This window comes from Actinomadura napierensis, assembly GCF_039529375.1.
Lineage (GTDB): Bacteria > Actinomycetota > Actinomycetes > Streptosporangiales > Streptosporangiaceae > Spirillospora > Spirillospora napierensis.
In genome coordinates this window covers 1-26690 of sequence record NZ_BAAAMR010000012.1, presented here as the reverse complement: position 1 = coordinate 26690, position 26690 = coordinate 1, and the positions used below count along the sequence as shown (strand labels likewise).

Annotated in this window: 23 protein-coding genes; 15 read left to right on the top strand and 8 right to left on the bottom strand. The window is 73.3% G+C overall.

Features of this window, described 5'->3' with window-relative positions; translation table 11 throughout:
• Positions 1-37 precede the first annotated feature (37 nt).
• From ABD296_RS09450 to ABD296_RS09440, 3 genes are all read left to right on the top strand, one after another.
• A complete protein-coding gene (locus ABD296_RS09450) occupies positions 38-811 on the top strand; it encodes an SDR family NAD(P)-dependent oxidoreductase (protein WP_344263742.1) in 774 nt (257 codons plus the stop codon).
• Positions 812-819: 8 nt separating this feature from the next.
• Positions 820-1632, top strand: coding sequence for a crotonase/enoyl-CoA hydratase family protein (locus ABD296_RS09445; RefSeq protein WP_344263740.1), 813 nt, complete (start codon positions 820-822; stop codon positions 1630-1632).
• Positions 1633-1810: 178 nt separating this feature from the next.
• Positions 1811-2893, top strand: a complete 1083-nt coding sequence (locus ABD296_RS09440; protein WP_344263738.1) for a hypothetical protein — start codon at positions 1811-1813, stop codon at positions 2891-2893.
• 112 nt (positions 2894-3005) lie between these two features.
• Here the strand turns inward: ABD296_RS09440 and ABD296_RS09435 are convergent, their stop codons facing one another.
• Positions 3006-3665, bottom strand: coding sequence for a response regulator transcription factor (locus ABD296_RS09435; protein WP_344263736.1), 660 nt, complete (start codon positions 3663-3665; stop codon positions 3006-3008).
• Entirely contained in the window at positions 3662-4804 is a 1143-nt protein-coding gene (locus ABD296_RS09430; RefSeq protein WP_344263734.1) for a sensor histidine kinase, read from the bottom strand. The genes ABD296_RS09435 and ABD296_RS09430 overlap by 4 nt, the downstream gene beginning before the upstream one ends.
• Before the next feature lie 165 nt (positions 4805-4969).
• Here ABD296_RS09430 and ABD296_RS09425 point away from each other — a divergent pair, with 165 nt between their 5' ends.
• The 4 genes from ABD296_RS09425 to ABD296_RS09410 all read left to right on the top strand — a co-directional run bounded on the left by ABD296_RS09425 (position 4970) and on the right by ABD296_RS09410 (position 10431).
• Complete coding sequence (locus ABD296_RS09425) at positions 4970-6433, top strand: MFS transporter (protein ID WP_344263732.1); 1464 nt, start codon at positions 4970-4972, stop codon at positions 6431-6433.
• A 73-nt stretch (positions 6434-6506) separates the two neighbouring features.
• A complete protein-coding gene (locus tag ABD296_RS09420) occupies positions 6507-6887 on the top strand; it encodes a cupin (protein WP_344263730.1) in 381 nt (126 codons plus the stop codon).
• Positions 6884-8719 carry an ABC transporter ATP-binding protein gene (locus ABD296_RS09415; RefSeq protein ID WP_344263729.1) on the top strand — a complete coding sequence of 612 codons (1836 nt, stop codon included), beginning with the start codon at positions 6884-6886 and terminating at the stop codon, positions 8717-8719. Before ABD296_RS09420 ends, ABD296_RS09415 begins: the two co-directional genes overlap by 4 nt.
• Positions 8716-10431, top strand: a complete 1716-nt coding sequence (locus ABD296_RS09410; protein ID WP_344263727.1) for an ABC transporter ATP-binding protein — start codon at positions 8716-8718, stop codon at positions 10429-10431. The genes ABD296_RS09415 and ABD296_RS09410 overlap by 4 nt, the downstream gene beginning before the upstream one ends.
• Positions 10432-10440: 9 nt before the next feature.
• Here ABD296_RS09410 and arfB read toward each other — a convergent pair whose 3' ends face one another.
• Positions 10441-10866 (bottom strand): alternative ribosome rescue aminoacyl-tRNA hydrolase ArfB, encoded by a 426-nt coding sequence (arfB, locus tag ABD296_RS09405; RefSeq protein ID WP_344263725.1) that lies wholly within the window; start codon positions 10864-10866, stop codon positions 10441-10443.
• Positions 10867-10961: 95 nt separating this feature from the next.
• On the opposite strand from arfB, the gene ABD296_RS09400 reads away from it, so the two are divergent.
• Positions 10962-11795, top strand: coding sequence for an oxygenase MpaB family protein (locus ABD296_RS09400; protein WP_344263723.1), 834 nt, complete (start codon positions 10962-10964; stop codon positions 11793-11795).
• 222 nt (positions 11796-12017) lie between these two features.
• Here the strand turns inward: ABD296_RS09400 and ABD296_RS09395 are convergent, their stop codons facing one another.
• Both ABD296_RS09395 and ABD296_RS09390 read right to left on the bottom strand, forming a co-directional pair.
• Positions 12018-13160 carry a S1C family serine protease gene (locus ABD296_RS09395; RefSeq protein ID WP_344263721.1) on the bottom strand — a complete coding sequence of 381 codons (1143 nt, stop codon included), beginning with the start codon at positions 13158-13160 and terminating at the stop codon, positions 12018-12020.
• Positions 13161-13380: 220 nt separating this feature from the next.
• Positions 13381-13755 carry a hypothetical protein gene (locus tag ABD296_RS09390; protein ID WP_344263719.1) on the bottom strand — a complete coding sequence of 125 codons (375 nt, stop codon included), beginning with the start codon at positions 13753-13755 and terminating at the stop codon, positions 13381-13383.
• Between the two features lie 468 nt (positions 13756-14223).
• Between ABD296_RS09390 and ABD296_RS09385 the strand changes: the two genes are divergently transcribed.
• Both ABD296_RS09385 and ABD296_RS09380 read left to right on the top strand, forming a co-directional pair.
• Positions 14224-14955: a response regulator transcription factor gene (locus ABD296_RS09385; RefSeq protein ID WP_344263921.1), complete on the top strand. Its 732-nt coding sequence runs from the start codon at positions 14224-14226 to the stop codon at positions 14953-14955.
• Positions 14955-16583, top strand: coding sequence for a sensor histidine kinase (locus tag ABD296_RS09380; RefSeq protein ID WP_344263717.1), 1629 nt, complete (start codon positions 14955-14957; stop codon positions 16581-16583). Before ABD296_RS09385 ends, ABD296_RS09380 begins: the two co-directional genes overlap by 1 nt.
• 110 nt (positions 16584-16693) lie before the next feature.
• Here ABD296_RS09380 and def read toward each other — a convergent pair whose 3' ends face one another.
• A complete protein-coding gene (gene def, locus ABD296_RS09375; protein ID WP_344263715.1) occupies positions 16694-17227 on the bottom strand; it encodes a peptide deformylase in 534 nt (177 codons plus the stop codon).
• Positions 17228-17341: 114 nt separating this feature from the next.
• Positions 17342-18367 carry a DivIVA domain-containing protein gene (locus ABD296_RS09370; RefSeq protein WP_344263713.1) on the bottom strand — a complete coding sequence of 342 codons (1026 nt, stop codon included), beginning with the start codon at positions 18365-18367 and terminating at the stop codon, positions 17342-17344.
• Between the two features lie 343 nt (positions 18368-18710).
• Between ABD296_RS09370 and ABD296_RS09365 the strand changes: the two genes are divergently transcribed.
• From ABD296_RS09365 to ABD296_RS09355, 3 genes are all read left to right on the top strand, one after another.
• Positions 18711-19232, top strand: coding sequence for a gamma carbonic anhydrase family protein (locus ABD296_RS09365; protein ID WP_344263711.1), 522 nt, complete (start codon positions 18711-18713; stop codon positions 19230-19232).
• A 423-nt stretch (positions 19233-19655) separates the two neighbouring features.
• The gene (locus tag ABD296_RS09360) at positions 19656-23867 is read left to right on the top strand and encodes an AAA family ATPase (RefSeq protein ID WP_344263709.1); all 4212 of its coding nucleotides are present in this window, start codon (positions 19656-19658) and stop codon (positions 23865-23867) included.
• Between the two features lie 244 nt (positions 23868-24111).
• Positions 24112-24306 (top strand): hypothetical protein, encoded by a 195-nt coding sequence (locus ABD296_RS09355; RefSeq protein ID WP_344263707.1) that lies wholly within the window; start codon positions 24112-24114, stop codon positions 24304-24306.
• A gap of 109 nt (positions 24307-24415) precedes the next feature.
• Here the strand turns inward: ABD296_RS09355 and ABD296_RS09350 are convergent, their stop codons facing one another.
• Positions 24416-24619, bottom strand: coding sequence for a heavy-metal-associated domain-containing protein (locus ABD296_RS09350; RefSeq protein ID WP_344263705.1), 204 nt, complete (start codon positions 24617-24619; stop codon positions 24416-24418).
• 217 nt (positions 24620-24836) lie between these two features.
• Here ABD296_RS09350 and ABD296_RS09345 point away from each other — a divergent pair, with 217 nt between their 5' ends.
• A complete protein-coding gene (locus ABD296_RS09345; RefSeq protein ID WP_151539314.1) occupies positions 24837-25454 on the top strand; it encodes a DUF47 domain-containing protein in 618 nt (205 codons plus the stop codon).
• A complete protein-coding gene (locus tag ABD296_RS09340) occupies positions 25451-26611 on the top strand; it encodes an inorganic phosphate transporter (RefSeq protein WP_344263701.1) in 1161 nt (386 codons plus the stop codon). The genes ABD296_RS09345 and ABD296_RS09340 overlap by 4 nt, the downstream gene beginning before the upstream one ends.
• The last annotated feature ends 79 nt before the right edge of the window (positions 26612-26690 follow it).

Genomic DNA, 26690 nt, shown 5'->3' with positions numbered 1-26690 from the left:
CCGAACCACATTCGGTCCCTCACGTAAGGTGCTGCTTATGGACCTGAACGGAGTTTCCGCCGTCGTATCCGGTGGCGCGAGCGGCCTCGGTGAGGCCACCGTCCGCGCGCTGGCCGCCGAAGGCGCCAAGGTCGTCGTCGCCGACATGAACGAGGACAAGGGCAAGAAGGTCGCCGACGAGGTCGGCGGCGTCTTCGTCAAGACGGACGTGTCGAACGAGGAGCAGGTGCAGGCCGCCGTCCAGGCCGCCGTCGACACCGGCGCCCCGCTGCGCGTCATCGTCAACAGCGCCGGCATCGGCTGGGCCTCGCGCACCGTCGGCCGCGACGGCACGCCGCACGACCTGGCGTCCTACGAGACGGTCATCCGGGTCAACCTGATCGGCACCTTCAACCTGATGCGCATCGGCGCGGCCGCGATCTCCAAGACCGAGCCCGCCGACGCCGACGGCGCCCGCGGCGTGGTGATCAACACCGCGTCCATCGCCGGCATCGAGGGCCAGACCGGTCAGATCGCCTACTCGGCCTCCAAGGGCGGCATCATCGGCATGACGCTGCCTGCCGCCCGCGACCTCGCCGCGATCGGCGTCCGGGTCAACACCATCTGCCCCGGCATCATCGACACCCCGATCTACGGCGAGGGCGAGGCCGCGGACGCGTTCAAGGCCAAGCTCGCCGCGCCGGTGCCGTTCCCGAAGCGGATGGGCAAGGCGTCGGAGTTCGCGCACCTGGTCAAGTCCCTCGTCGAGAACGACTACATGAACGGCGAGACCATCCGTTTCGACGGTGGCATCCGCTTCCAGCCGAAGTGAGGCACTGAATGACCGACGCTGTATCGCCCGAGGGGGGGCGACCCCCCACGCCCCCCGGCAACGACGCCGTGCTCACCGAAGAAGACGGCGCCGTCCTCATCATCACCATCAACCGCCCGGAGGCCCGCAACGCGGTCAACGGCGAGGTGGCGAAGGGGATCGCCGCGGCCATGGACGAGCTGGACTCCCGCAAGGACCTGTCCATCGGCGTCCTGACCGGCGCCGGCGGCACGTTCTGCTCCGGCATGGACCTCAAGGGCTTCCTCACGGGCGACAACCCGACCGTGGAGGGCCGCGGGTTCGCCGGCATCACCGAGCGCCCGTCGGCCAAGCCGCTGATCGCCGCGGTCGAGGGCTACGCGCTGGCCGGCGGCTGCGAGGTCGCGCTGTCCTGCGACATGATCGTGGCGTCCCGGGAGGCCCAGTTCGGGCTGCCCGAGCCCAAGCGCGGCCTGGTCGCCGCGGGCGGCGGGCTGCTGCGGCTGCCGCAGCGCATCCCGTTCCACATCGCCATGGAGATCGCCCTGACCGGCGACAAGTACCCGGCGGAGCGGATGGCCGAGCTCGGGTTCGTCAACCGGCTGGCCGAGCCGGGCGGCGCGCTCGCCGCGGCCAAGGAGCTGGCGCTGAAGGTCGCGGAGAACGCCCCGCTGGCGCTCGCCGCGACCAAGAAGGTCATCGTCGAGTCCGCCGACTGGACGTCCGCCGAGGCGTGGAAGAAGCAGCAGGACATCACGCTGCCCGTCTTCACCTCCAAGGACGCGCAGGAGGGCCCGGCGGCCTTCGCCGAGAAGCGCAAGCCGAACTGGAAGGGCGAGTGACGGCCCTGCCGTAGCGCGCTGTCCTCGTTGGACGCCCGGAGCCGGTCCCGGCTCCGGGCGTCCGCCGTTTCCGGTGTGTCCGAGACGTCCTGTTCTGGCCGCGTGGCAAGATCCTCTTACCCGGAGGTAAGTCTTCCCGTACTCTTTTGCCGCACTGGGACTGATCTTGGGAGTGCAGATGAGACGGAACGCGGTGCCGGCCTCGGCCATGGCGATCGCCTGTGCCGCCGGAACGCTCGCGCTGGCCGCCGCGCCCGCCCAGGCCGCGGCCGGGTGGAAGAACGTCGGCGGGGCCGGGCTCACCTACGACGGCAGCCTCGACCGCGTCGACTTCGGCGCCACGAACGCCGGCTGGGCCGTCGGGGCCGCCGGATCGTTCTTCAGCCCGCAGACGAAGATCGCGAAGTGGAACGGCTCGTCCTGGGTCGCCCAGGCCAGCCCGGTCGGCTTCACCCCGACCGACGTCGCCGTGGCGAGCGCGTCCAAGGCGTGGATCGTCGGCTACAACCTCGGCGGCACCCTCGGCCTGTACTGGAACGGCACCAAGTGGAGCAAGGTGTCCTATCCGCTGGTCGGCCTGCCCAGCCAGGTGGCGGCGGCGCCGGACGGCACCGCCTACTCCGTCGCCGGCATCGACCCGACCGCGGGCGGCCTCAGCGCCGTCCTGCGGTGGACGGGCACCGCGTGGGTGGACGCAAAGGTCCCGCTGCCCGCCTCGTCCGCGATCACCGCCGTGGACGTCAAGTCGAAGAACGACGTCTGGCTAGCCGGGACCACGTCCGCCACCGGAACGTCCGTCACCGGCCTGGTGATGCACTACGACGGCAAGGCGTGGAAGAAGATCGCCGTGCCGGGCGCCATGGGCACGCCCGCCTACCAGGGCACCCTGTACAAGATCGTCGAGAACTCGCCGACGAACGTGTACGTGCTGCGCGTCCGGCAGAACGCGCAGATCACCAACGCGATCCTGCAGTACAACGGCTCGACCTGGAAGACGGTCAACACGCCGCTGAACACGGCCGGGATCGGGCTGTCCTCCGACGGCAAGGGCGGCGTGGTCATGCTGCCGATCACCACGGGCACCAAGACCCAGTACATGCACTACAACGGCACGTCCTGGACGACGCTGAACGGGCCGGCGCGCAGCGGCACCGTCCAGGCGTCCGACGCCGACGCCCGTCCCGGCACCGCCGGGATCGTCAGCGCGGGCACCGCGTCGCAGACCGGGAAGAAGGTGCCGTTCGTCGAGTACTACGGCTGATCCCCGCGCTTCGGCGCGGGCCCGCCGGCTCCCGGCGGACCGAGACCCGGACGCCCGTCCTGTCCACCCCCGGGACGGGCGTTCGCACGTTCTCGCCTGAGCGACCGCCCGGTCAGGTGCGGCGCGGGGTGACGAGGCCGGACTCGTAGGCGAGCACCACCAGCTGGGCGCGGTCCCGGGCGCCGAGCTTGGTCAGCGCCCGGCTGACGTGCGTCTTCGCCGTCGTCGGGCTGATCACCATCTGCGCGGCGATCTCGTCGTTGGACAGCCCGCGGGCCACCAGCGCGGTCACCTCGCGCTCGCGGTTGGTCAGCACGCCGAGCGCCTCGGGCGCGGGCGCGGGACGGCGGGTGACGTACTCGCCGATCAGCCGGCGGGTGATCGCGGGCGACAGCAGCGCGTCGCCGCGGGCCGCGACCCGGACGCCCTGCAGCAGGTCGGCGGGCTCGGTGTCCTTGACCATGAAGCCGCAGGCGCCGGCGCGCAGCGCGTTGAAGACGTACTCGTCGAGGCCGTAGTTGGTGAGGATGACGACGTGGACGCCGCTCAGCCGCTCGTCGGCGGCGATGAGCCGGGTCGCCTCGATGCCGTCCATCACCGGCATCTGGATGTCGACGAGGGCGACGTCGGGCCGGTGCTCGACGGCGAGCGCGACGGCCTGCTCGCCGTTCGCGGCCTCGGCCACCACCTCGAGGTCGTCCTCGATCTCCAGCAGGGCGCGGAAGCCGCCGCGGATCAGCGCCTGGTCGTCCACGATCAGCACGCGGATCACGCCGGCTCCCCGAGGGGGAGTTCGGCGCGCACGGTGAAGCCGCCCTCGGGGCGGGGCTCGGCCCGCAGCCGGCCGCCGAGCGCCGTGACGCGCTCGCGCATGCCGAGCAGGCCCTTGCCGGGCACCGGAGGCGCGTCGGGGTCGGCCTTTCCGTCGTCCTCGACCTGCACGACCAGCGTGTCGTCGCCGTAGTCGAGGCACACCGCCGCCGCCGCTCCGCCGGCGTGCCTGGAGACGTTGGTGAGCGCTTCCTGGACGATCCGGTACGCGGCCCGGTCGACCTCGACCGGCAGCTCGCGCCGCTCCCCGGAGATCGTCACCGTGGCTTGCAGGCCGGTCGAGCGGGCCCGCCCGACCAGGTCGTCGAGCCGGTCGAGGCCGCTGGCCTGCGCGTCGCCGTCGGCGGGGTCGGAGTCGCGCAGCACCTCCAGCGTGGCGCGCAACTCGCGCATGGCGTCGCCGCTGGCCTCCTGGATCGCGACCAGCGCGGGCGGCACATCCTCGCCGCGCCGGCGCGCCAGGTGGACGGCCACCCCGGCCTGGACCTTGATGACCGAGATGCTGTGCGTGAGCGAGTCGTGCAGTTCGCGGGCGATGCGCAGCCGCTCCTCGCCCGCGCGGCGCAGGGCCGCCTCGTCGCGGGTGCGCTCGGCCTCGGCGGCCCGCTGCTCGGCCTCCTCCAGGTACGCCTGCCGGTGCCGGGTCACGGTCGCCGCCACGCCGGCCGCCACGAACCAGCCGACCAGCAGCGAGATGCTCTGGAAGTTCTGTCCCGCGTCGTCGGCGCCGGGCAGGTTCACCGCCAGGGCCGCCCCGAGGAAGACCGCCGTCACCAGCGCCGCGGGTATCTGACGGCCGGCCCGGACGGCGCCGAACACCGCCACCATCACCGGATAGGCGACCGCCGGGCCCGGCTGGGTGCGCGCCGCGACCACGAGCATGAAGGCCGCGCAGACGAGCAGCGTCGCCAGGGGCGCCCGCCGCCAGCCGACGAGCGCGGCCGAGCCGGCGAGGACGGCCGCGAGGTCCAGCGCGTCCGCGCTCGGGGAGTAGAGCATGACGACCGACAGCAGGACGGCCATCGCCACGGCGAGCAGGCCGTCCTGGGCGAGCGGCCGCCGCGGGTCGAGGAACATCATTTGTGCAGATTACGGGCTTTCCCGGCGCGAGTCTTCGGCGCCGCGGCGTATCAATTCACTACTCCCGGGGAAGTAGTCGCGCCGATTCTGCGCCCCCGGTGCCACCCGCAGGAGTCTTCCCCGGCACGATGACCGCCGGCCGCCCCGGAGAACACGATGTGCGGCATGCACACGATCCAAGAGAAACCGGTCATCGGGCCGGCGGCGCGGCCGGGGCTCACGCTCACGGTGGTGGCCGTCGTGCAGTTCATGGTGTCGCTGGACCTGTCGGTCGTGAACGTCGGGCTCCCGCGGATCGCGCAGGGACTCGGGTTCGGCGCGGTGGGCGTGACGTGGGTGATCCACGCCTACGCCCTCACCTTCGGCGGGCTGCTGCTGCTGGGCGGCAAGGCCGCCGACCGGTACGGCCGCAAGGGGGTCCTGCTGGCGGGCCTCGGCCTGTTCGGCCTGGCCTCCCTCGCCGGCGGCCTCGCCCAGGAGCCGGGGCACCTCGTCGCCGCGCGGGCCGCGCAGGGCGTCGGCGCCGCCGCCCTTGCCCCGGCCGCGCTGGCGCTGCTGTCCGCGACGTTCCCGGCGGGCAAGGCGCGCGTCCGGGCGTTCGGCATCTGGAGCGCGGTGAACGCGATCGGCGCCGCCCTCGGCGTCCTGATCGGCGGCCTGCTCACCCAGTACGCCGGGTGGCGCTGGGTGATGTTCGTGAACGTGCCGATGGCCGCGGGCGCGCTGGTCCTGGCCTGGCGCGGCGTCGCCGCCGACCGGCCGGTGGCCCGCGCCGGCCGGCCGGACGTGCTCGGCGCCGTCCTGGCCACGGCGGGCATGACCCTGCTGGTGTTCGGCGTCGTCCGCACCGACCGGTACGCGTGGACCTCGCCGGTCACCCTGACGACCCTGGCGGCGGCCGCCGTGCTGCTGACCGCGTTCGTCCTCGTCGAGCGGACCACCTCCCGCGAGCCGCTGCTGCGGCTCGGCCTGTTCGCCAACCGCTCGGTCGCGGGCGCGAACGCCTACAACCTGCTGGTCGGGGCGGCCCTGGCCTCGTCCTTCTACTTCATGTCCCTCTACCTGCAGCGCGTCCTCGGGCACGGGCCCGCGCAGACGGGCGTCGAATTCGCGCCGTTCGCGTTCGGCGTGATCGTCGGAGCGGTGCTCGCCGTCAAGCTCGGCTACCGGCTCTCGCCGCGCACGCTCCTGGTTTCCGGCGGGCTCCTGACGGCGGCCGGGTTCGCCCTTTTCGGGATGATCCGTCCGGACGGCGTCTACGCCGTCGACGTCCTCGGGCCTTCGATCGTCGCCAGCATCGGCTTCGGGCTGTGCCTCGGACCCGTCGTCTCCGTCGCCACCGCCGGAGTCGCGGCCCACGAGACCGGCGCCGCCTCGGGGCTGCTCGCCAGCTCGCGCCAGATCGGCGGCTCGCTCGGGCTGGCCGCGCTCGGCACCGCGGCCCACGACCGCACCGGCCATACCGTCACCTTCCGGACCCTCAACGACGGGTACGCGCTCGGCCTGACCCTCGGCGCCGTGCTCCTGCTCGCCGCCGCCCTCATCGCCTTCACCGTCCTGCGCGGCAGCGGCCCGCCGCAGGCGGCCGAGCAGGCCGGCGACCTCCGATCGGTCCCCGCCCAGAGCTGACCGCACACCGGCACACCACCGCGCACCGGCACACCGCGCGCAGGCGGACCACCGCAGGAAAGGACGTCCCGCAATGACCCTCACCCCGATCGATCTCTTCAGCTCCCCGCTCCGGCTCCGCCCCGGCGGCCGGATCGGCACGGAGAAGCGGACGGACGGCTCCGAACGGGACGGCTGGCAGGTGCGGACCTTCCACGCCAAGACCGGCGCCGACGTCCACGCCGACCACTGGGAGGTCCACCCCGACGCCGAGGAGGTCGTGTCCTGCCTCATCGGGAAGATCCGCCTCTACCTGCGCCCGGAGGGGCCCGGACAGCAGGAGGAGGAGATCAGGCTGATGGCCGGGACCGCCGCGATCGTCCCGCGCGGGCGGTGGCACCGCATCGAGCTGGACACCCCGAGCAACATCATGGTCGTGACCCTGCCGTGCGGCAGCCGGCTGGAGAAGCGGTGACCGCCGGCCTCGCCGAGCGGAGCGAGCGGTCCGCGCCGCCGCCGGAGGCCGGCGCGGCGGCGGGACGGCCCCTGGCCGGACTGCTGCGCCCTTACGGATGGGCGTTCGCCGCGGTCGTCGTCCTCCAGGTCATCGGCGCCATCGTGGGGCTGGCGCCGCTCCTGGCGGTCGTCGAGCTGGGGCGCGCCGTGCTGAGGACGGGCCCGATCGACCACGGCCATGTCCGGAACGTCGTGATCGCGGGCGCGGCCGGGCTGTTCGCCCGGCTGGTGTTCACGGCCGCGTCGTCCTGGCTCGGACACCTCCTCGACGGGCGGGTGCAGCTGGCGTTCAGGCGGCGGCTGGCCGCGCGGCTGGGGCGGGTGCCGATCGGCTGGTTCTCCCGGCGCCGCACCGGCGAGCTGGCGAAGGTCGTGGGCGACGACGTCAGTGCCGTGCACCCGTTCATCGCCCACACCCCCGGCATGCTGGTCTCGGCCTTCGTCGTGCCGCTGGTGTCGCTGGTCTACCTGTTCACCGTCGACTGGCGGCTCACGCTGATCACGCTGATCCCGGTGGTGCTCGCCGTCGCGGTGGTCCCGCTGATGATGCGGCCGGCCCGGCAGCGCGAGCAGAAGGAGTTCGACGCGGCCATGGGGCGGATCGCCGATTCCGCGGTCGAGTTCGTCCAGGGCATCTCGGTGGTCAAGGCGTTCGGTGGCGGACGGCGCGCGCACGGCGAGTTCCGCGCGGCCGTGGACGGTTTCGTCGACACGTTCTTCCGGTGGGTGCGCGGCCTCGCCCCGGTCGCCGCGGGGATGCAGCTGGCGCTGTCGCCGCCGTTCGTGCTGCTGGTCGTGCTGATCGGCGGCGCGGCCCTGATCACGTCCGGTGGAATGGCCCCGGCGGACCTGCTGCCCTTCCTGCTGCTCGGGCTGGGACTGACCGCCCCGGTGGCGGCCCTCGGCCACGGCTTCGACGACATGCAGGCCGCCCGGAGCGCGGTCGGCCGGATCCGCGACGTGCTCGCCGTGCCGTCGCTGCCCGAGCCCGCGCACCCGGTCGCGCCGCGCGGGCACCGGGTGGAGCTGCGCGGCGTCCGGTTCGGTTACGAGCCCGGTCACGAGGTGCTGCGCGGGATCGACCTGGTGCTCGAACCGGGGACGGTCACCGCGGTCGTCGGGCCGTCGGGGAGCGGGAAGTCCACCCTCGTCCAACTGCTGCCGCGGTTCTTCGACCCGGTCGGCGGCTCGGTCGCCCTCGGCGGCGTCGACCTGCGGGAACTCGGCAGCCGGGAGCTGTACCGGATGGTCTCCTTCGTGTTCCAGGACGTCCGGCTGCTGCGCGCGTCCGTCGCGGACAACATCGCGCTGGCCGTACCGCACGCCGACCTGGACGACGTGGTCGGCGCCGCGCGGCGGGCGAACGTCCACGAGCGGATCCTGGAGCTGCCGCGCGGTTACGACACGGTGATCGGCGACGAGGTGGAGCTGTCGGGCGGCGAGGCCCAGCGGATCTCGATCGCCCGCGCGCTGCTCGCCGACGCGCCCGTCCTGGTGCTGGACGAGGCGACCGCCTTCGCCGACCCGCACACCGAACAGGCGGTCCGCCGGACCCTCGCGACGCCGAAGGGCGACCGGACGGTCCTCGTCATCGCGCACCGCCTGGAGACGATCGCCGAGGCCGACACCGTCGTGGTGCTGGAGGACGGGGTGATCGCCGAGCGCGGCGCCCCCGCCGAGCTGCTGGCCCGGGACGGCAGGTTCGCCGCGCTCTGGCGGGCCCACCGGTCGGCGGTCCCGGACGACATCGAACGCGACGGCGGCCCACTGCGAGGAGACGAGCCCCGATGATCCGAATGCTGCTGCGCGTGCTGGGACACGAGTACGCCCGGCCGGTGCGCCGCACCGTGGCCCTGATGACGGCGACCGCGGTGGTCGAGGGCCTGTCCTACGCGCTGCTGGTCCCCGTCCTGCGGGAGCTGTTCGGCAGCACTCCCGAGGACGCGCGGCCCTGGCTGATCGCCTTCGGGACGGCGGTCGCGGCCTACGCGGTGCTGCGCTACGTCAGCGACATGTCCGGTTTCCGTGCCGGGACCACGCTGCTGCGCGGCATGTACCACCGGCTCGGCGACCATCTGGCCCGACTGCCCCTTGGCTGGTACGGCGGGGGCCGCGTCGGGGAGGTGGCCGTCCTGGCCAGCCGCGGCGTGCTGCAGGCCATGAGCGTGATCGTGCATCTGCTGGCGCCGCTGGTCTCCGCCTGCGTGACCCCGCTGACGATCGTCGGCGTGATGCTCGCCTTCGACTGGCGCATGGGGCTCGCCGCGGCGGTCGCCGTGCCGGTCGTCGCGCTGATCCAGACCCGGACGGGACGGTCGATGGCCGCCGCCGACGCGGACCGCGTCGAGCGCGACCACGAGGCCGCCGGTCGGGTCATCGAATACCTCCAGGCCCAGCCGGTGCTGCGGGCGGGCGGCCGGACCAGCGAACGCTTCGAGGCGCTCGACGGCTCGCTGCGCGGACTGCAGCGCGCGTCCCGCCGCTCCACGCTCTCGGCGCTGCCCGGCATCCTCGGCCTGTCACTCACGGTGCAGGCGATGTTCACCGTGCTGCTGGCCCTGGGCGCCGATCTCGTGCTCGGCGGGAAGGCCGGCGCGGCGGAGATCCTGACGATCCTGGTGCTGGCCGCCCGCTGCGCGGACCCGCTGCTGTCGCTGTCGGAGCTCGGCGGGCGGCTGCGCGGCGCGCGGACCGAGCTGACCGGGCTCGACGCGGTGCTGCGCGCCGAGCCGCTGCCGGAACCGTCCGAGCCGGCCCTGCCGGAGCACCACGGCTTGGAGTTCGCGTCCGTCACCTTCCGGCACGGCGACCGCACGGTGGTCGACGGCCTGTCGCTGACCGTGCCCGAGGGGCGGCGGCTCGCGGTCGTCGGGCCGTCGGGCGCGGGCAAGAGCACCCTGCTGCAACTGCTCGCGCGGTTCTACGACGTGGACGCGGGCGCGGTGCGCGTCGGAGGCGTGGACGTGCGCGAGGTCGACACCGAGACGCTGATGTCGCGGATCGCCATCGTCTTCCAGGACGTCCACCTCTTCGACGGCACGATCGAGGAGAACGTGCGCCTCGGCCGTCCCGGCGCCGGCGAGGCCGAGGTGCGGGCGGCGGCCGCGGCGGCCCGGCTGGACGAGGTGGTCGGGCGGCTGCCCGGCGGGTGGGACGCGAAGGTTGGCGAGCGCGGCGCGCTGCTGTCGGGCGGGGAGCGCCAGCGCGTCTCGATCGCGCGGGCGCTGCTGAAGGACGCGCCGATCGTGCTGCTGGACGAGGTGACCTCCGCGCTCGACCCGGTGAACGAGGCGGCCGTCCACGAGGGCATCGAGCGGCTGATGGCGGGCCGCACCGTGGTGATGGTGGCGCACCGGCTGCGGACGGTCCGGCGCGCCGACCGTATTGCGTTCCTGGACGGCGGACGGATCGTGGAGGAGGGCGGCCACGACGAGCTGCTGCGCCGCGGTGGCCGCTACGCCGACTTCTGGGACCTGTCCCTGGCGCCGGCGGCGGGGGAGTGAGCGAGGAGGTCAGTCCCAGCGGCGGGAGCGCTGCCGCTTGACGTCGGAGCGGCGCTTCTTGTTCTCCAGCCGGCGCTCGTTGATACCGCGCGGGATCTTCTTGGGGACGCGCTTCTTCGGGGGCGGGGCGGTGGCCTCGGCCAGCAGCGCGCCGAGCCGGGCCCGGGCGGCGTCGCGGTTGCGCGTCTGGGAGCGGTACTCCTCGGCGCGGATCGTCAGGACGCCGCGGACGAGCCGTCCGGCGAGCCGGTCGAGCGCGCGGGCCTTGAGCGGCTCGGGCAGCGACGGGGACGCGGCGACGTCGAAGGACAGCTCGGCGGCGGTCGCGCTGGTGTTGACGTGCTGCCCGCCGGGTCCCGAGGAGCGGGAGAAGCGCCAGTTCAGCTCGGACTCCGGGATGGAGACCGAGCCGCGGACGCGGATGTCGTCGGGCATGCCCCGATTATCCCCGGCCCCGGGGGATCATGTCGTGCGGTTTTACCGCCCCCCGGGGATGCATGTCATGCAAGTACTTACTTACACTGATCGCCATGAGCCAAGGACTGTTCCAGGACGGCGACCTGATCCGCCACATCACCCGGGAGGGCGCGCTGATCGCGGCGGGCGGGGCCGCGTCGCTGCTGCAGACCGCGCACCCCAAGGTCGCGCAGGGCGTGTACGACCACAGCTACACCGCCGAGGACCCGCTGCGGCGGCTGCGCAACACCATGGGCTGGCTCTACGCGGTGCAGTTCGGGACCCGGGAGGAGGCGGAGACCTTCAGCGCCCTGGTCACCCGGGGACACGCCCAGGTCACCGGCCCGGACTACGAGGCGAACGACCCCGAACTGCAGGTGTGGGTGGCGGCCACGCTCTTCGCCGTCGCCGCGCAGTTCTACCAGCTGCTGTTCCGCCGCACGTTCACCGAGGACGAGCTTGCGGAGTTCTACGGCCAGACGAAGGTCTACGCGACGATCCTGGGCTGCCCGGAGGACCGGCTGCCCGCGACCTACCGGGACTTCCGCGCGTACTACGCCGGCATGCTCAACACCCTGAAGATCAGTGACGCGTCCCGGGCGATCGCCGACCAGGTGCTGAACCCGAGGCTGCCCGGCGGCCCAATGAACGCGCCGGGGCTGGCGGCGGTCCGGCTGATCACCGCGGGCCTGATGCCGGCGCCGATCCGCGAGCAGTACGGCTGGAAGTGGAACCGGGCCCGGCGCCTGCGGTTCCGGCTGCTGATGGGGACGCTCTCCCTGGTGTACCCGCGGCTGCCGGTGCGGGTGCGGACGCTGCCGCGCGAGTACTACCTGCACAGCACGCGGAAGATGCTGGCGAAGGCGGCCGCCGGGCGTCGGCCGGCGATCCGCGTCCCGTCCAGCTGACCCATCTCGTCGCCCGGCGGCGGTTCTCTTGTCGCCCGGCGGCGGTGGCCGGTGCATGGGGAACGGCCGCGTGACCCACGAGGGGTCACGCGGCCGCTCTCCCATGCCGGGGCCGCACCCGGTACCCGGCCCGGTCCGGTGTGCGGCCCCTCGCACCGGGGCCCGCCGCCCGGCCTCCCGCTCCCCCCAGAGCACGGCCGGACGGCGTTCCCCGGTGAGTCCCTAGGCGGACGCGCTCGCGATGATCTTGTCGGCGGCCTGCTTCGCCTGGTTGATCGGGATCGCGAAGCCGACGCCGATGTTGCCCGAGCTGCTGCCCGAGGTCGCGATCGCGGTGTTGACGCCGATCACCTGCCCGGCGCTGTTGACCAGCGCGCCGCCGGAGTTGCCCGGGTTGATCGCCGCGTCGGTCTGGATCGCGTTCTCGATCACGGCCTCCTGCTGCTGGGACAGCTGCCCCTGCAGGCCGGGCGGTAGCTGCTGCTGCCCCCCGCCGGAGTCGCCCTCCTGCACCTGGCGGCCGAGCGCGCTGACGATGCCGGACGTGACCGAGCCGCTGAGGCCGAGTGGGTTGCCGACCGCGAGGACGGTGTCGCCGACCGCGAGCTTGCCGCTGTCGCCGATCGTCGCGGGCTTCAGCCCGGACACCCCCTGGGCCTTGATGACCGCGATGTCGTTGGCGGTGTCGGAGCCCAGCAGCGTCGCGTTCGCCGTCTTGCCGTTGCTGAACTTCACCGAGAGCTGCCCGCCGTCGGAGACCACGTGCGCGTTGGTGAGGATCACCCCGTCCGAGCGCAGGATCACCCCGGACCCCTCGCTCTCGCTCATCTGCGACCGGCTGCTGATCGACACCACGCTCGGCTGCACGGCGGCCGCGACCTGCGCGGTCGTGCTCGCCTTGCTGGAGGCGCCGGAGACGGCGACCGGGCTGGAGTAGACGGTGTCGTGGCCGGTGAAGGCCATCGCCACCGCGGCTCCCGCGCCGCCCGCGCCGACGGCCAGCGCCGCGCCCGCGACCAGCGCCGCGGCCTTCCGGCGGGCCGTCCACATCCGGCCCCGGCGGGCCGGCTCAGCGGCCCCGGCCGGCGGAACGCCCCAGTGCGGCGGTCCGGCCGCGCCCCCGCCCGCCATCGGCGCGGCGTGCCAGGTTCCCTGCTCCTGCCACTGCCCGTGCGGGGCGAAGTCCGGCCGCCCGGGCCCCGGGGGGCGCCCGGGCACCGCGTGCTGCGCCGGTGCGGCGTGCTGCTCCGGTGCCGCCTGCTGTTCGGTTGCTGCCTGCTGCTCGTACGCTGCGCGCCGCTCGGATCCGGCGACGTGCCGATCCCAAGCCTGCTGCTGTGGCTCCTCGGGCCTGCCGGCGTCCATGTGAACTCCCTCGTCTTGCCGTCGCCTATGAATCTGCGCCGGAGTTCTGGAACCCACCTGGACCCGACCTGAAAGTGTGCTGGATAAAGCCTGTGTCAAAAAAAGCCGCGGCCGGGAGGGCGTGCGGCGTGTCGCCCTCTCGGCCGCGGCGGCGCGGAGGAATGGCCAGGGCGCGGGATCCGGTCCCTGTCCGGACCGGGGCGCGCCCTGTGCCGTCTACTCAAGCGCACGTACCTGAACGTTGCCTGAATCCGCACCCTCCGATCTTTTGAGAATCGCGCGCCATTCCCGGCCGGCGCGGAATGGCGGCGGCGCTGACCAGCGCGATCACCCCGGTCACGGTGAGCACCGCGAAGGCGGCCGTGTATCCGGATTCGACCGCGGCGTTCTCCACGACGAGGTTCCCGATGGACGCGAACGCCAGCCCGTAGCCGATCCCGATGACCGCGCAGGCGAGGTACACCTCCCCCAGCGCCCCGTGCGCCCAGGCGAGCAACGCGAACGCGGCGACCGCGCAGACCGTCCCGGCCTGGAGGGGGACGCGGGACCCGGCGCGGCGGGCGACCCGCGGCGCGGCCGGGCCCGCGAGCAGCATCAGCGCCGACGCCCTCGCCGCCGACCTCGGCGTCTCCCGGATGGCGCTCTACCGGCACGTCTCCGGCAAGGACGAACTCGTCGCGCTGGTCATGGACGCGATCGCCGCGCACGACGTCGTCCCGCCCGACCTCGGCGCCGGCCCCTGGCCCGAACGGCTGCGCCGCGTCGCCGCCGGGATGCGCCGCGAGGCGCACGGGGGCCCCATCGAACGGCACCGCAACGCCGGCCTCGGCGCGCGCGCCGGCGACCGCGAGGGCCTGCCCCGGCGCCGCCGCACCCCACCTCCGCGAGATCACCGCCGCCGAGGTCTTCGACGCCGAGCTCGGCATGCTCATCCGCGCCATCGAGGCCGAGGCCGCCGCGGGAGGGTAGGACCCACGGGTGGAGGGAATGCTCGGCTCGCCTTCAGGGGACATTCAGGTTCGGGTGGGAACGTCGAAGGCGACCCTGGAGGGAGAGCGTGTCATTGGTTGAACGGACGGCGAACGCGGGCGCGAGCGCGCGCACATCCGAGGCGACGCTGCTCGTCGTCGAGGACGAGCCGAACATCCTGGAGCTGCTGGCCGGCAGCCTGCGCTTCACCGGCTTCGAGGTGCTCACCGCGACCAACGGCGCCGACGCCGTCCAGTCCGCGCGCCGGCACCGTCCCGACCTGATCGTCCTCGACGTGATGCTGCCCGACATCGACGGCTTCGACGTCGCGCGGCGGCTGCGGTCCGGCGGCGACCACACCCCGGTGCTGTTCCTCACCGCGCGCGACGCGGTGCAGGACCGCATCAAGGGCCTCACGATCGGCGGCGACGACTACGTCACCAAGCCGTTCAGCCTGGAGGAGGTCATCGCGCGCATCCGCGCCGTGCTGCGCCGCTTCCGCGGCGGCGTCGCCGAACCGCCGCCCCGGATGGTGTTCGCCGACGTCGAACTCGACGAGGACAGCCACGAGGTGTGGCGCGGCGGCAAGGCCGTCCAGCTCTCGCCGACCGAGTTCAAGCTGCTCCGCTACTTCATGGCGAACGCCGGCCGCGTCCTGTCCAAGGCGCAGATCCTCGACCACGTGTGGAACTACGACTTCCGCGGCGACGCGGGCATCGTGGAGTCCTACGTGTCCGCGCTGCGCCGCAAGGTCGACAACGTCGAACCGCGCCTCATCCACACCCTGCGCGGCGTCGGTTACGTCCTGAGAGAACCTCCGGCCTGATGGAACCGCGCGTCCCGGGCGCCGCTCCCGCCGCGTCCAGCACGCCCGCCATGCCCGATCCCGGGGACACGTCCGGTGCGCACCCTGCGGGGATGTTGTCCGGTGCGCACTCCGCGCACCCCGGCGGGGAGGCGCGTCAGGGGCCGCGGCGTTGGCGATGGCCGTCGTGGGCGCGCCGGCTGTGGACGCGGTCGCCGCTGCAGATGAAGCTGATCGCGGGGATGCTCGTCCTGGTCACCCTCGGGATGACCGTGATGAGCGCGGCCGGCACCTCGGTGCTGCGCCAGTACCTCGTCGGACGCGCCGACGACCAGCTGCGCTCCTCGGTCGGGCGCGTCATGATCCAGGTGACCCAGCAGGGCGGGCTGCAGCTCAACGTCCGGGTGCCCAGCGAGATGTACGCGCAGGTCCGCGACGCGAACGGCCGCCCGCTCAGGGAGAGCCCGGCGGTGGGCGAGCGCGGCTCCCCGCGGCTGCCCGCCGACCTCGGCGGCAAGATCGACCGGCCGTTCACCGTGTCCGGGACGGGCGGGTCGAGCGCGCAGTGGCGGGTGCTCGCCGAGCCGATCTCCGGCACCGGCGCCACCGTCCTCATCGCGGTCAGCCTGGCCGAGGTCCAGCGGACTGTGAACCGGCTCATCGCCATCGACGTGATCATCGGACTGCTGGTGCTCGCCGTGCTGGTCGTCCTCGGCGTGTGGGTGGTGCGCGCCAGCCTGCGCCCGCTCGCCGAGGTGGAGGAGACCGCCGGCGCGATCGCGGCCGGCGACCTGGCCCGGCGCGTGCCGGAGGCCGATCCGCGCACCGAGATGGGACGGCTCGGCCGGTCCCTGAACGCGATGCTCGCGCAGATCGAGGCCGCGTTCGGCGCCCGCGCCGAGTCGGAGGCGGCCGCGCGGCGCTCGGAGGAGACGGCCCGCCGGTCCGAGGAGCGGATGCGGCGCTTCGTCGCCGACGCCAGCCACGAGCTGCGCACACCGCTCACCGCGATCCGCGGGTTCGCGGAGTTCTACCGGCAGGGCGCCGCCCGCACCCCCGAGGAGATCGGCCGGATGATCGGCCGCATCGAGGAGACCGCCAACCGGATGGGCCTGCTCGTGGAGGACCTGCTCCTGCTGGCCCGGCTCGACCGGCAGCGGCCCGTCGAACGGCGCCCGGTCGACCTGCTCGCCGTCGCCGCCGACTCCGTTCAGGAGGCCCGGGTCGTCGCGCCGGACCGCTCGATCGAGCTGTCGGTCGAGGGCGGCCTGGCCTACCAGGTGCTGGGGGACGAGCCGCGCCTGCGGCAGGTCCTCGGCAACCTGCTCGCCAACGCGGTCGCGCACACGCCGCCGGGCACGCCGGTGGAGGTCCGGCTGTCGCCGGGGACGCTGCGCGGCGCGCCCGCCGCCGCGCTGGAGGTCGTCGACCAGGGCCCCGGCCTCGCCCCCGACCAGGCCGAACGCGTCTTCGAGCGCTTCTACCGCGCCGACCCGTCCCGCTCGCGCGAGGACGGCCGAACCGGCACCGGCCTCGGCCTGGCCATCGTCGCCGCCCTCGTGGCCGCGCACGAGGGCTTGGTGGAGGTCGACTCCAGCCCGGGCGAGGGCGCCACCTTCCGGGTGCTGCTACCGCTCGACACCGGCTGAGTGCGGGTTATCCACAGAACGACGTTCTACTTCTGTCCGGGGTGCGGGTGCCGGAGCATGGCCTCATCGGTTCGGACAGGAGGAGCCCATGGAGAAGGCACCGACGCGGGTCAGGGACGCTGGAGAGCCCGGATCGCCCGCATGGCCTCGCGCCGCTCGTCCCCGGAAAGGACGTCGATGTAGACCTCACCGTCGAGATGACCGCACTCGTGCTGGAGGCATCGGGCGAAGTACCCGGTGCCCTCCACGCGGACGGGCCTGTTCCGCACGTCCACGCCCTCGACCACCGCATGCGCGTGGCGGGCCGTCTCGAAGCGCATGCCGGGCAGTGACAGGCACCCCTCGGACTCGACCAGCAGCTCCCCGTCGGCGGCCACGAGAACCGGGTTGACGACGTGGCCGACGTGCCTGCGCCCCCGGTCGTCCTCGCAGTCGTACACGAAGACCCGCAGACCGGAGCCGACCTGGTTGGCGGCCACTCCCGCGCCGTCCTGCTCGTACATCGTGACGAACATGTCGTCGACCAGCCTCTCCAGGGCCGTGTCGAACGTCCGCACGGGATCGCACTCGGTGCGCAGCACCGGATCCCCGAGGAGCCGGATCGGGCGGGCGGTTCCGTTGCGCGTAGTGGTCCTCTTGCTCACCCGGATGATCCTATGCGGCGGCCCCGGCCTCCGGACGCGGACGCGAAGCGGTGCGACCGGCGTGGGCCGGGCGCACCGCTTCGGAGAGCCGTGACGTTGCTGCGGGGCTCGGGATCAGCTCGGGTCGGCGGGCCCGCGCGGGGCCGGCGGGGTGATGGGGGCGGGGCCGGCGGACGGGCCGCCGTCGGTGTCCTCGATCGTCCGCGGGGCCTTGGCCTGCGGCGGGACCGGCGGAGCGGGGGCGGCGGCCGGGGCGTCCGGCTCGGGCTTCTTCATGGCCGGAGCCGGCGGCGGCGCGGGGGCGGGCTTCGCCGCCGCCGGAACGGGCTTGGGGCCGGTCGCGCTGGACGGGCTGCCTGACGGCGCGCCGGACGGGCTGCCGGTCGGGGCGCTGGACGGGGCGGGCTGCGCCGGGGCCGGCTGCTTGCGCGGCGGCGGCGACTGCCGGACGGCGTCCTCGACCATCTTCTCCAGCGGGCCGGCCTCGTTCTCGGCGGTCAGCAGCCGGTGCAGGGTCTCGCTGATCTCGGTGAGCCGCTGCAGCGCCTGCGTGTGGTTCTTGGTCAGCGCGGTGAGCCGCTGGGTGGCGCCCTCGTTGATGACGCTGGCTCGGCGCTCGGACGCGGTGAGGGTGCGCTCGGCCTCCAGCCGGGCGCTGGTCACCGTCTGCTCCGCCTCCTGCTTGGCGGCCGACAGCACGCTGTCGGACTCCTTCTTGGCGGCGGCGAGCATGTGGTCGGCCTTCTCCTGCGCCTGGGAGAGGTTCTTGTCGGCGTGCGCGCGGGCGTCGTCGACGATGCGCTTGGACTCCTGCTCGGCGTCCTTGCGGATCTCGGTGACCTTGGCCTCGGCCTCGGCGATCTTGTCCTGCGCCTCGTCCTCGGCCAGGTTGATGATCTGGCGCAGCCGGTCGCTCAGGTCGTCGCCGGTGGGCTTGCGGGCCTCCCGGACCTCGGCCATCTCCCGGCGGACGCGCTCGGCGTCGTCCTGCGCACGGGCGAGCCGTGCCTCGAGCTCGCGGTGCTTTTGCTGGGCGCGGGCGATGTAGTCGTCGACCTGGCGGCGGTTGTAGCCGCGCATGACGATCTCGAAGGACTCGTCTTGGAGGAGGTTCGGCAGGATTTCGGCTTCGTTGCTCATGATGCCTTGGGGGGTCGTTGGCGGGGGTATCACCCCGTCAGGGTCGGTTTGCGAATCCTCACCCGCCGGGTCAGCGGGCCCGCAGCAGAAACGTCAGCATCGACTCTCGTGTGATCCGCCCCGATCGCGCAACCGGAACGCCCTTCTCGCTGTCGTTTCTTCAGGTGGCGAGGAGCGACAAACTATCCAATTTCACGAAAAAACGCCCCTACCTGCGCCCTCGTGTCGCGGACCGGATCCGGCCCGCCCCCGAACGCGCGCCCGACCATCGTCGCCAAGGGCCCCGCGCCGGACGGGCCCCTCGGAGCCCGGGCCGTTCAGGGCACGGCCTAGCATCGGGCGCATGAGCTATGTGGGGTCGCTGGGCGAGGACGAACCGAAGATCCACGCCGAGGCGTGGGTGGCGCCCGGCGCGGTGGTGGTCGGACGGGTGACGCTGGGACGGGCGTCCAGCGTCTGGTACGGCTCGGTGCTGCGCGGCGAGGACGAGGAGATCGTTGTCGGCGACGAGTGCAACATCCAGGACCTGAGCTGCCTGCACGCGGACCCCGGCCTGCCCGCCGTCCTGGAGGACCGGGTCAGCCTCGGCCACAAGGCCATGGTCCACGGCGCGCACGTCGAGACCGGATCGCTCATCGGCATCGGCGCGATCGTGCTGAACGGCGCCCGGATCGGCGCGGGCACGCTCATCGCGGCCGGCGCATTGGTCCCGCCCGGCAAGCAGATCCCGTCGGGCGTCCTCGTCGCGGGCACCCCGGGCAAGATCGTGCGCGAGCTCAACGACACCGACCGCCTGGTGCTCGCCCACACCCCTGACGTCTACATGCAGAAAGCAAAACGCCACAGCCAGACCACCTGGCACTAACCCCGCCCCCTGGCACTAACCCCGCCCCACCGCACTCGACCGCCCTAAGCGGCAACCCTGCGCTGCCGTAAAGGGCAACCTCGGGCCGCCCTGAGCGGCAACAACCTCGCGCTGCCGTAAGCGGCAACCTCGGGCCGCCGTAAGCGGCAACCCCGCGCCGCCGTGAGCGGCAACCCCCGCGCCGCCCTAAGCGGCAACCTCGGGCCGCCGTGAGCGGCAATCTCGCGCCGCCGTGAGGGGCAACCTCGCGCCGCCCCGAACTGTCACATCGCCCGATGGGCTGCCTGTGGGGTTGGGGGGTTTGAGCTGGGGGGATGCGGGGTGGGGTGGATCGGGGGGAGTTCGGGGGCGTTCTGTCTGACTACCATGACCCACGTGGTGTGGGGACCGGGCTATGGCAGTGCTCCGCCGCCCAGCCCCCCGATGGGGCAGGATCCGTTCGCGGAGGCCGAGCGCGACACGAGGGCGATGGTGGCCGCCCAATGGTGGCCGTCGGCGCCTCCTCAGCAGCGCCATCACGCCATCGCCGGGCGCATGCTCGTGCTGCCGGACGGGACGTGGTGGCTGTTCGGGGCGTGGGCCCGGTGGTACCGGCTGCATCCGTCGGACGGGCAGTGGTACCTGTGCCCGCCGCCGCGGACGCGCGCGGTGCGGATGGCGGCGCGTCCCGCGCAGCAGGGCGGGATGCAGGTGCCGCAGCTGCCGCCGCACGTGATCCCGGCGGGGCCCGACTTCTCCTATGATCCGCCGGCGTCGCTGCCGTTCGTCGGGCACGGGTTCGCGAGCGAGCTGACGGCGCAGGTCCGGGCGACCGTGGAGTCCGCGGCGGCGCTGCCCGCCCCGGACTACCCGCACTGGTGGTCCCAGTTCACGCAGGAGACGCCGTCCACGGTGGCGGTCGCGTGGGGCGTGATGATGTGGTGCGCGTCGGCGCCGGCGTTCGACGCCCGGCTGGACGCGCAGATGCTCGACCTGTGGAAGCCGTACCGGGCCAGGCCGCTGCCGGACGTGGACGGTCCGCGCTGGATGACCCCGCCCCCGCTGGAGACGCTGGTCGGGCTGTACTCCGAGCGGCTGCGGGCCAGCCGGGTCGACGCGGCGGTGGTCGTCCTGCGGACGATGTGGGCGGTCGCGAGCGCGCTGCGGGACGACGTGCGGTTCCAGATCCGGGCGGACGCGCTGCTGGCCATCCTCGGCACGACGCTGAGCAACCCCACCGTGGACTACGGCGCGCTTCCGTACGGCGACCAGGCGATCGTCCAGCAGTGGCTGACGAGGTGCCCGCCGCATCTGGTGCCGGCGCTGCGGAACGAGAGCTCGCCGGGCGACAACTTCCGGCACGCCTTCTACACGTTGAGCGAGGTCCTCGCGCGGTCGGCAGGCGATCCGGCGGATCCGGCGCACACCGAGCCGCGGATGGTGGCGGCGGCGCTGCTGGCCGCCGACCTGGACGTGGTCCGCAAGGACGTCGCGGACTCGATCGTCCCGTGGCTGGACCCGGAGATCCGGTACACGGTGCAGGCGGTGACGGAGCAGAAGGGGCACCCACTGCGCCGGCTGTGGCCGGCCGACCTGCGGCTGCCGGAGCCGCTGGGGTCGGCCTGCTCCGGGGAGGATGCCGAGACGCTCCTCGCCGCGATGTACGAGCTGGACCTCGCGTGGTGCCGCCTCGGCGGGATGCCCGCGCGCCCCCGGGGCTTCCCCGTGCCCACCGCGATCATCGCGGGGATCATCGGGCGGACCCGGGCCCGCGCGACCGCCGCCGCGCCGACGCAGACGCCGCCGCCGAGCCCGCCGCCGTCGCCGCAGGTCGGCATGCAGAGCCAGCCGGGGGTGGCGCCCGGATCGTCTCCCCGGCCGCCGGAGCCGCAGGGCCCGGCGCAGCCGTTCGTCCAGCCGCCGGCCCAGCCGGGCTGGGAGAACGCGCCCGGTCCGGCGGGGCGTCCGCAGCAGGCAGGCGGGTTCGTTGCGCCGGATCCGGCGGTCGGAGGGTCCCCGCCCGCCGACGAGGGCGACGGCAACGTGGCGCCGCCCTACACCGAACTCGGCTTCCAGCGTGCTTCCCCGATACCGGGCGTCCCGGGCCCGGCCCACGGCCAGCGGCCCGACCAAGGCGCACCGTATGCGGACGCCGGCCAGGCGCCGTTGCCTCCTGGTGGAGGACAGCAGCCTCCCTATCCGGGCTTCGGTGCCGCTCCGCCTGCGCCGCTTCCGGGAGTGCAGGGCGATGCGGCGGGGCACCCCGTCTATGGCGATGAGGCTGTGATGCGGCAGGAAGCCGCCGGGCCCGCGCCAGGGTCCTATGGCGGACAGGCCCCGGGGTTCGGGGCGCAGGATCAGGAGGCCACGTCGCCCGACCGCGGGGCGGGGACGCCGCACCCCGGTGGATTCTCGCCGCCCGAGGAGGACGATCACGACGATCCGGTCGTGCCGCCGTACACGCAGCTCGGCTATCAGCGGCCCGGCGCCGGTCCACCGGTGCAGGGGCTGCCTCCCGGCGCGAACGTTCCCCCGGCCGTACAGAGCCCGCCGAGCCCGCAGAATCCGCAGGGCGCTCAGGCGCCGCCTGCGCCGGAACAGCCCGCCGCGTTCGATCCGTACGCGACCCGCACGGAGGACGAGGGTGCGCCGCCCCGGCCGCCCGCGGTCGGGGTCGGGTACGCGACGCGGGTGGAGGACGGCACCCCGCAGGTGTCGGCCATGCCGCCGCAGGCACCCAACATGCCGCCGCAGGCACCCAACATGCCGCCGCAGGCACCCAACATGCCGCCGCAGGCACCCGCCGTGCCGCCGCCCCAGGGGGGCGCGCAGCCGCCCGGGACGCGGATCATGGGCCCGGAGGACATCGAGAACGGCCCCGCGCAGGCTCCGCCGCCCGGCCCCGGCACCCGGGTCATGTCCGAGACGATGATCGGCGACTTCGACTTCCTGGACGACACGCCGGCGCCGGAGCGGCCCGTCCACGAGATCCCGCCGCCGCAGGACCGCGGCCGGCGCCCGACCCTCGAGCGGTTCGGGATCGGGTTCGTGTCCGGCGAGCACGACGCGGGCGGGCTGCTCGACGAGCTGCGCGCGCAGGCCGAGGAGTGGAACGCACCGGCGGGCGAGGGCGCCGAGGCGACCCGGGTGGACGGCCGGCCGGGCGCGGCGCCGACCGGCGTCCCGGGTGTCCTGCTGGTCGGCGAGCCGCACACCGGGCAGCGCAGGCTGGCCCGGCTGATCGCGCTGACGCTGGCGGATGCGGGGATCGGCGACGGGGCGATCCGCGCGCACGACGCCGACGACGTCCGGGACGCGCCGGTGGAGGCCATGGAGCGGGTCCTCCGGCAGCCGGGCCCGGCGATCCTGTTCGAGCGGCTGGACGTGGCGATCGCCGCCGCGCCGGACCCGGTGGCGGTGACGGGCGCGGTGCGGCGCGCGCGCCGCGACCCGGTGAACACGACGCCGCTGATCGCGACGTGCGAACCGCGCGCCTACAAGCGCCTGCTGCGCGACCATCCGAAGCTGGTGCAGGCGTTCCGCGTGCACCGGATGCCCGATTTCAGTGGCCTGGACAACCGGATGACGCTGCTGCACCTGCTGGCGGGCGAGCGGCGCGTCACCATCGGGGCGCCCGCTCTGGAGGTCGCCAAGGAGGACCTGGAGCGGCTCCGCGGGCCCGGTGACCTGGTGAACGCGCGGCTGGTGGAGGCCTACCTGGACCAGGCGAGCCGGCGGAACATGGCGCGGGCGGGCGCGTCCCACGACCGGCTCGTCCTGACCCCGGACGACCTGAACGGCGTCGCGGAGGGCATCGAGCCGGCGCTGCGGCCGCCCGGCGACATCGACGGCTACTTGCGCCGGCTGGACGAGCTGACCGGCCTGGACGACGTCAAGGCGGTCGTCCGGGAGCTGGCGGACGAGGCGGCGCGGTCGGCCGACCGGGTCCGCTATGGCGTCGCGGACCGCGAGGGCCACCACCTGGTCTTCGTGGGGCCGCCGGGGACGGGCAAGACCACGGTGGCGGGGCTCGTCGGCGGCGTCTACGCGGCGCTCGGGCTGCTGGAGTCCGGGCACGTGGTGGCGTGCCGGCCGGTGCATCTGGCGGGGCGCGACCAGCCCGACACCGAGAGCCGCGTCGCGGGCATGGTCGAGCAGGCGCTCGGCGGCGTGCTGCTGATCCAGGAGGCCTATGTGCTGGACCGCAGCCCGGCGGTGGTGAACGAGCTGCTGCGCCGGATGCGCGAGCGCGCCGGGCGGTTCGTGGTGGTCTGCTCCAGCCCGGCGGCGGAGATGGAGGGCTTCCTGGCGGGCAATCCGGAGTTCCGTGCCGAGTTCGGGCGGATCGTGGAGTTCGCCGGAATCAGCGACCGGGAGATGGTCCGGCTCTTCCAGAAGTACGCCGAGCGGGACCTGTACATGCTGGACGAGGAGCTGCGGGTCGAGCTGCTCACCCGGTTCGAGCGGCTGCGCCAGGACCCTGCGTTCGCCTACGCCCGCACCGTCCGGGCGCTGTTCGAGCAGACGATCGCGCGGCAGGCGGCGCGGCTGGCGGGCGCCGACGTCAACGCGGCGACGGTGGCCCGACTGACCGCCCGCGACCTGCCGGAGACGCCGCTGGAGCAGATGCTCGGCGACTTCCACCGGGGCGCCTGACCGGCCCCCGCCCAGCTCGCCCGCCCAGGTCGCTCGGCGGGTCGCTCGCCGGTCACGAGGCGGGGCGTCCGACAACCGCCCCTGACGGCGCCCGGCCGGGACCCCTCCCCGGTGATCGGGTGCATCATGCCCACCTGACCCGGGAAGACCACGAGTGTGAGTGGCCCTCGAATGGCCCTCTTGGGTCATGTGCCCGCCGGGGTGGGACGCGTAGCCTCGAGACGGGTGTGGGGAACGAACGGAGGTGGACGCGGTGCGCCAGCAGAACCTTGATCTGCGCGTCCACGACCGCGTTGCGTTGGACGAGATCGAACTCTATGCCGAGATGCTCAGTGCGGTGGCGGCGGCGGAGCGGCCGCTGACCATCGCGGAAATCGACATGGTGCTCGGGGTGCGTTCCGGCGAGGCCGGTCGTCGCGAGCTGACCGCGCAGGACTAGCGGAGGCCAGATCCGCCCGGGGACGTCCGGTCCGGACGTCCCCGGTTCGCGTCCGAGGCGCCCCGCGAGCCGTCCGTTATCCGGCCGTCCGGCATCCGGAACCCGCAGGTCAGCCTGCGACGTCGTACCCCGCCTCGTCGATCGCCGCGCGCAGCGCCGCGTCGTCCAGCCCGTTTCCACGGACGGTGACGAGCTTGGTGTCGACGTCCACGGCCACATCGCTGACGCCCGGCACCTGCCGGACCTCGCCGCTGATGGCGGTCACGCAGTGCCCGCAGCTGATCGCCGGGACGCTGTAACGAATCTCACTCACGCTCGTCGTCACTCTCCGTACGGCCGGTGTTCCGGCCCCGAGCCTATGCGCAGCCGCCTGGATCGGTGCAACCGCAGGGGTATGTACCTGGTGATCTAGGGCAATCTTGTAGGTGGGAGGATGGGGGACACCGGCCGAAGCTGGGGCAAAGGTTCTCTTTACGGCCGGTAGCGCCTACGATCCTCTCCGGACTGTTCCGGCACATCAGGAGAACGACGTGCGCTTGCGTCTCACGCCGCGTGAGGACAGCTTCTACGACATGTTCGCCGACTCGGCGAACAACCTGGTCACCGGCGCCAGGCTGCTCGTGGAGCTCATCAGCGACGGCGCCGATCGGGCGGCGATCGCGGAGAAGATGCGCGCCTGCGAACACGCGGGCGACGAATGCACCCACGCGATCATGCGCCGGTTGAACGAAACGTTCATCACGCCGTTCGACCGCGAGGACATCTACCGCCTCGCCTCCACCATCGACGACGTCATGGACGAGATGGAGGAGGCCGCCGACCTCGTCGTCCTCTACAAGATCGACGAGTTCCCGAAGGGGATCGTGCACATGGTGGAGGTGCTGGAGCGTGCCGCGGAGCTCACCGCGGAGGCCATGCCCCGGCTTCGCTCCATGAAGGAGCTCAGCGAGTACTGGATCGAGATCAACCGGCTGGAGAACCAGGGCGACCAGGTGTACCGCAAGCTGCTGGCGCAGCTGTTCAGCGGCGAGTACGACACCCTGGACGTTCTCAAGCTCAAGCAGGTCATCGACTGCCTGGAAGAGGCCGCGGACGCGTTCGAGCACGTCGCGAACACGGTCGAGACCATCGCGGTCAAGGAATCATGAGCGCAGGCGAGGACCCGGGCTCGACCCTCGTCCGGGACCCGTCGGCGGACGCCGGCCCCACCATCGGCGAGCAGGCGACGCGCCGGGTGAGCGCGCGGGCGTGGCTGCTGCTGCTCGCCGGGATCGTCCTGGTGATGGCCGCGGGCGCGCTCGGCCTGCGGTCGGACGCGCAGATGGCCGTGCTCGTCCTGGTCATCGTGGTGTCGCTGGTCTTCGACTACACCAACGGCTTCCACGACGCCGCGAACGCCATCGCGACGGCGGTGTCCACGCGGGCGCTGACGCCGCGCGTGGCGCTCGGCATGGCCGCGGTGATGAACATGCTGGGCGCGCTGCTCGGCGTCGAGGTCGCGAAGACCATCAGCGAGGTCATCACCCCGCCGAGCGGGCTGCACGGCCTCACCGTCATCGCCGCCGGCGTGCTCGGCGCGATCACCTGGAACCTGATCACCTGGTACTTCGGGCTGCCGTCGTCGTCCTCGCACGCCCTCATCGGCGGTGTCGTGGGCGCCGGGCTGGCCTCGTCGTCCTACGTGAACTGGCACAGCGTGGTCGACAAGGTCGTCGTGCCGATGGTGGTCTCGCCGGTGGTCGGCTTCGCCCTCGCCTACCTGGTGATGGTGGCGATCCTGTGGATCTTCCGGCGGGCGCAGCCGAGCCGGGTGGTGCGGCGGTTCCGCATCGCGCAGACGCTGTCGGCGGCGTCCCTCGCCCTCGGCCACGGCCTGCAGGACGCGCAGAAGACGATGGGCGTCATCGTGCTGGCGCTGGTCACCACCGGGCACTCGAGCGGGAACTCGGTGCCGCTGTGGGTGATCGTGTCGTGCGCGGGGGCGCTGTCGCTCGGCACCTACGCGGGCGGCTGGCGGATCATGCGGACGCTGGGCCGCAAGGTGATCGAGGTCGACCCGCCGAAGGGGTTCGCCGCCGAGTCGACCGCCTCGATCGTCCTCTACGTCACGGCCTACTTCTGGCACGCTCCAATCTCCACCACCCACACGATCACCTCGGCGATCATGGGCGCGGGCGCCACCAAGCGGCTCTCCGCCGTCCGCTGGGGCATGGCCGGCAACATCGTGACGGCCTGGGTCCTCACCCTGCCCGCCGCCGCGATCGTCGCCGCCGTCGTGTACTGGGTCGTGCACTTCTGGGCGTGATCTTCCCAGGGGGGCGACCCCCTGGAACCCCCGTTGCGGCCGACAGGCTGTTTCGCCGCTCCGCTGGCGCTCCGCGGTG

Coding starts and splice junctions, on each gene's coding strand:
- ABD296_RS09380 (WP_344263717.1), top strand. CDS start 14,955: ATGGAACCGCGCGTCCCGGGCGCCGCTCCCGCCGCGTCCAGCACGCCC.
- ABD296_RS09400 (WP_344263723.1), top strand. CDS start 10,962: ATGAGCCAAGGACTGTTCCAGGACGGCGACCTGATCCGCCACATCACC.
- ABD296_RS09360 (WP_344263709.1), top strand. CDS start 19,656: ATGGGGCAGGATCCGTTCGCGGAGGCCGAGCGCGACACGAGGGCGATG.
- ABD296_RS09365 (WP_344263711.1), top strand. CDS start 18,711: ATGAGCTATGTGGGGTCGCTGGGCGAGGACGAACCGAAGATCCACGCC.
- ABD296_RS09445 (WP_344263740.1), top strand. CDS start 820: ATGACCGACGCTGTATCGCCCGAGGGGGGGCGACCCCCCACGCCCCCC.
- arfB (WP_344263725.1), bottom strand. CDS start 10,866: ATGCCCGACGACATCCGCGTCCGCGGCTCGGTCTCCATCCCGGAGTCC.
- ABD296_RS09340 (WP_344263701.1), top strand. CDS start 25,451: ATGAGCGCAGGCGAGGACCCGGGCTCGACCCTCGTCCGGGACCCGTCG.
- ABD296_RS09440 (WP_344263738.1), top strand. CDS start 1,811: ATGAGACGGAACGCGGTGCCGGCCTCGGCCATGGCGATCGCCTGTGCC.
- ABD296_RS09450 (WP_344263742.1), top strand. CDS start 38: ATGGACCTGAACGGAGTTTCCGCCGTCGTATCCGGTGGCGCGAGCGGC.
- ABD296_RS09395 (WP_344263721.1), bottom strand. CDS start 13,160: ATGGACGCCGGCAGGCCCGAGGAGCCACAGCAGCAGGCTTGGGATCGG.
- ABD296_RS09425 (WP_344263732.1), top strand. CDS start 4,970: ATGCACACGATCCAAGAGAAACCGGTCATCGGGCCGGCGGCGCGGCCG.
- ABD296_RS09410 (WP_344263727.1), top strand. CDS start 8,716: ATGATCCGAATGCTGCTGCGCGTGCTGGGACACGAGTACGCCCGGCCG.
- ABD296_RS09390 (WP_344263719.1), bottom strand. CDS start 13,755: ATGCTGCTCGCGGGCCCGGCCGCGCCGCGGGTCGCCCGCCGCGCCGGG.
- ABD296_RS09370 (WP_344263713.1), bottom strand. CDS start 18,367: ATGAGCAACGAAGCCGAAATCCTGCCGAACCTCCTCCAAGACGAGTCC.
- ABD296_RS09420 (WP_344263730.1), top strand. CDS start 6,507: ATGACCCTCACCCCGATCGATCTCTTCAGCTCCCCGCTCCGGCTCCGC.
- ABD296_RS09430 (WP_344263734.1), bottom strand. CDS start 4,804: ATGATGTTCCTCGACCCGCGGCGGCCGCTCGCCCAGGACGGCCTGCTC.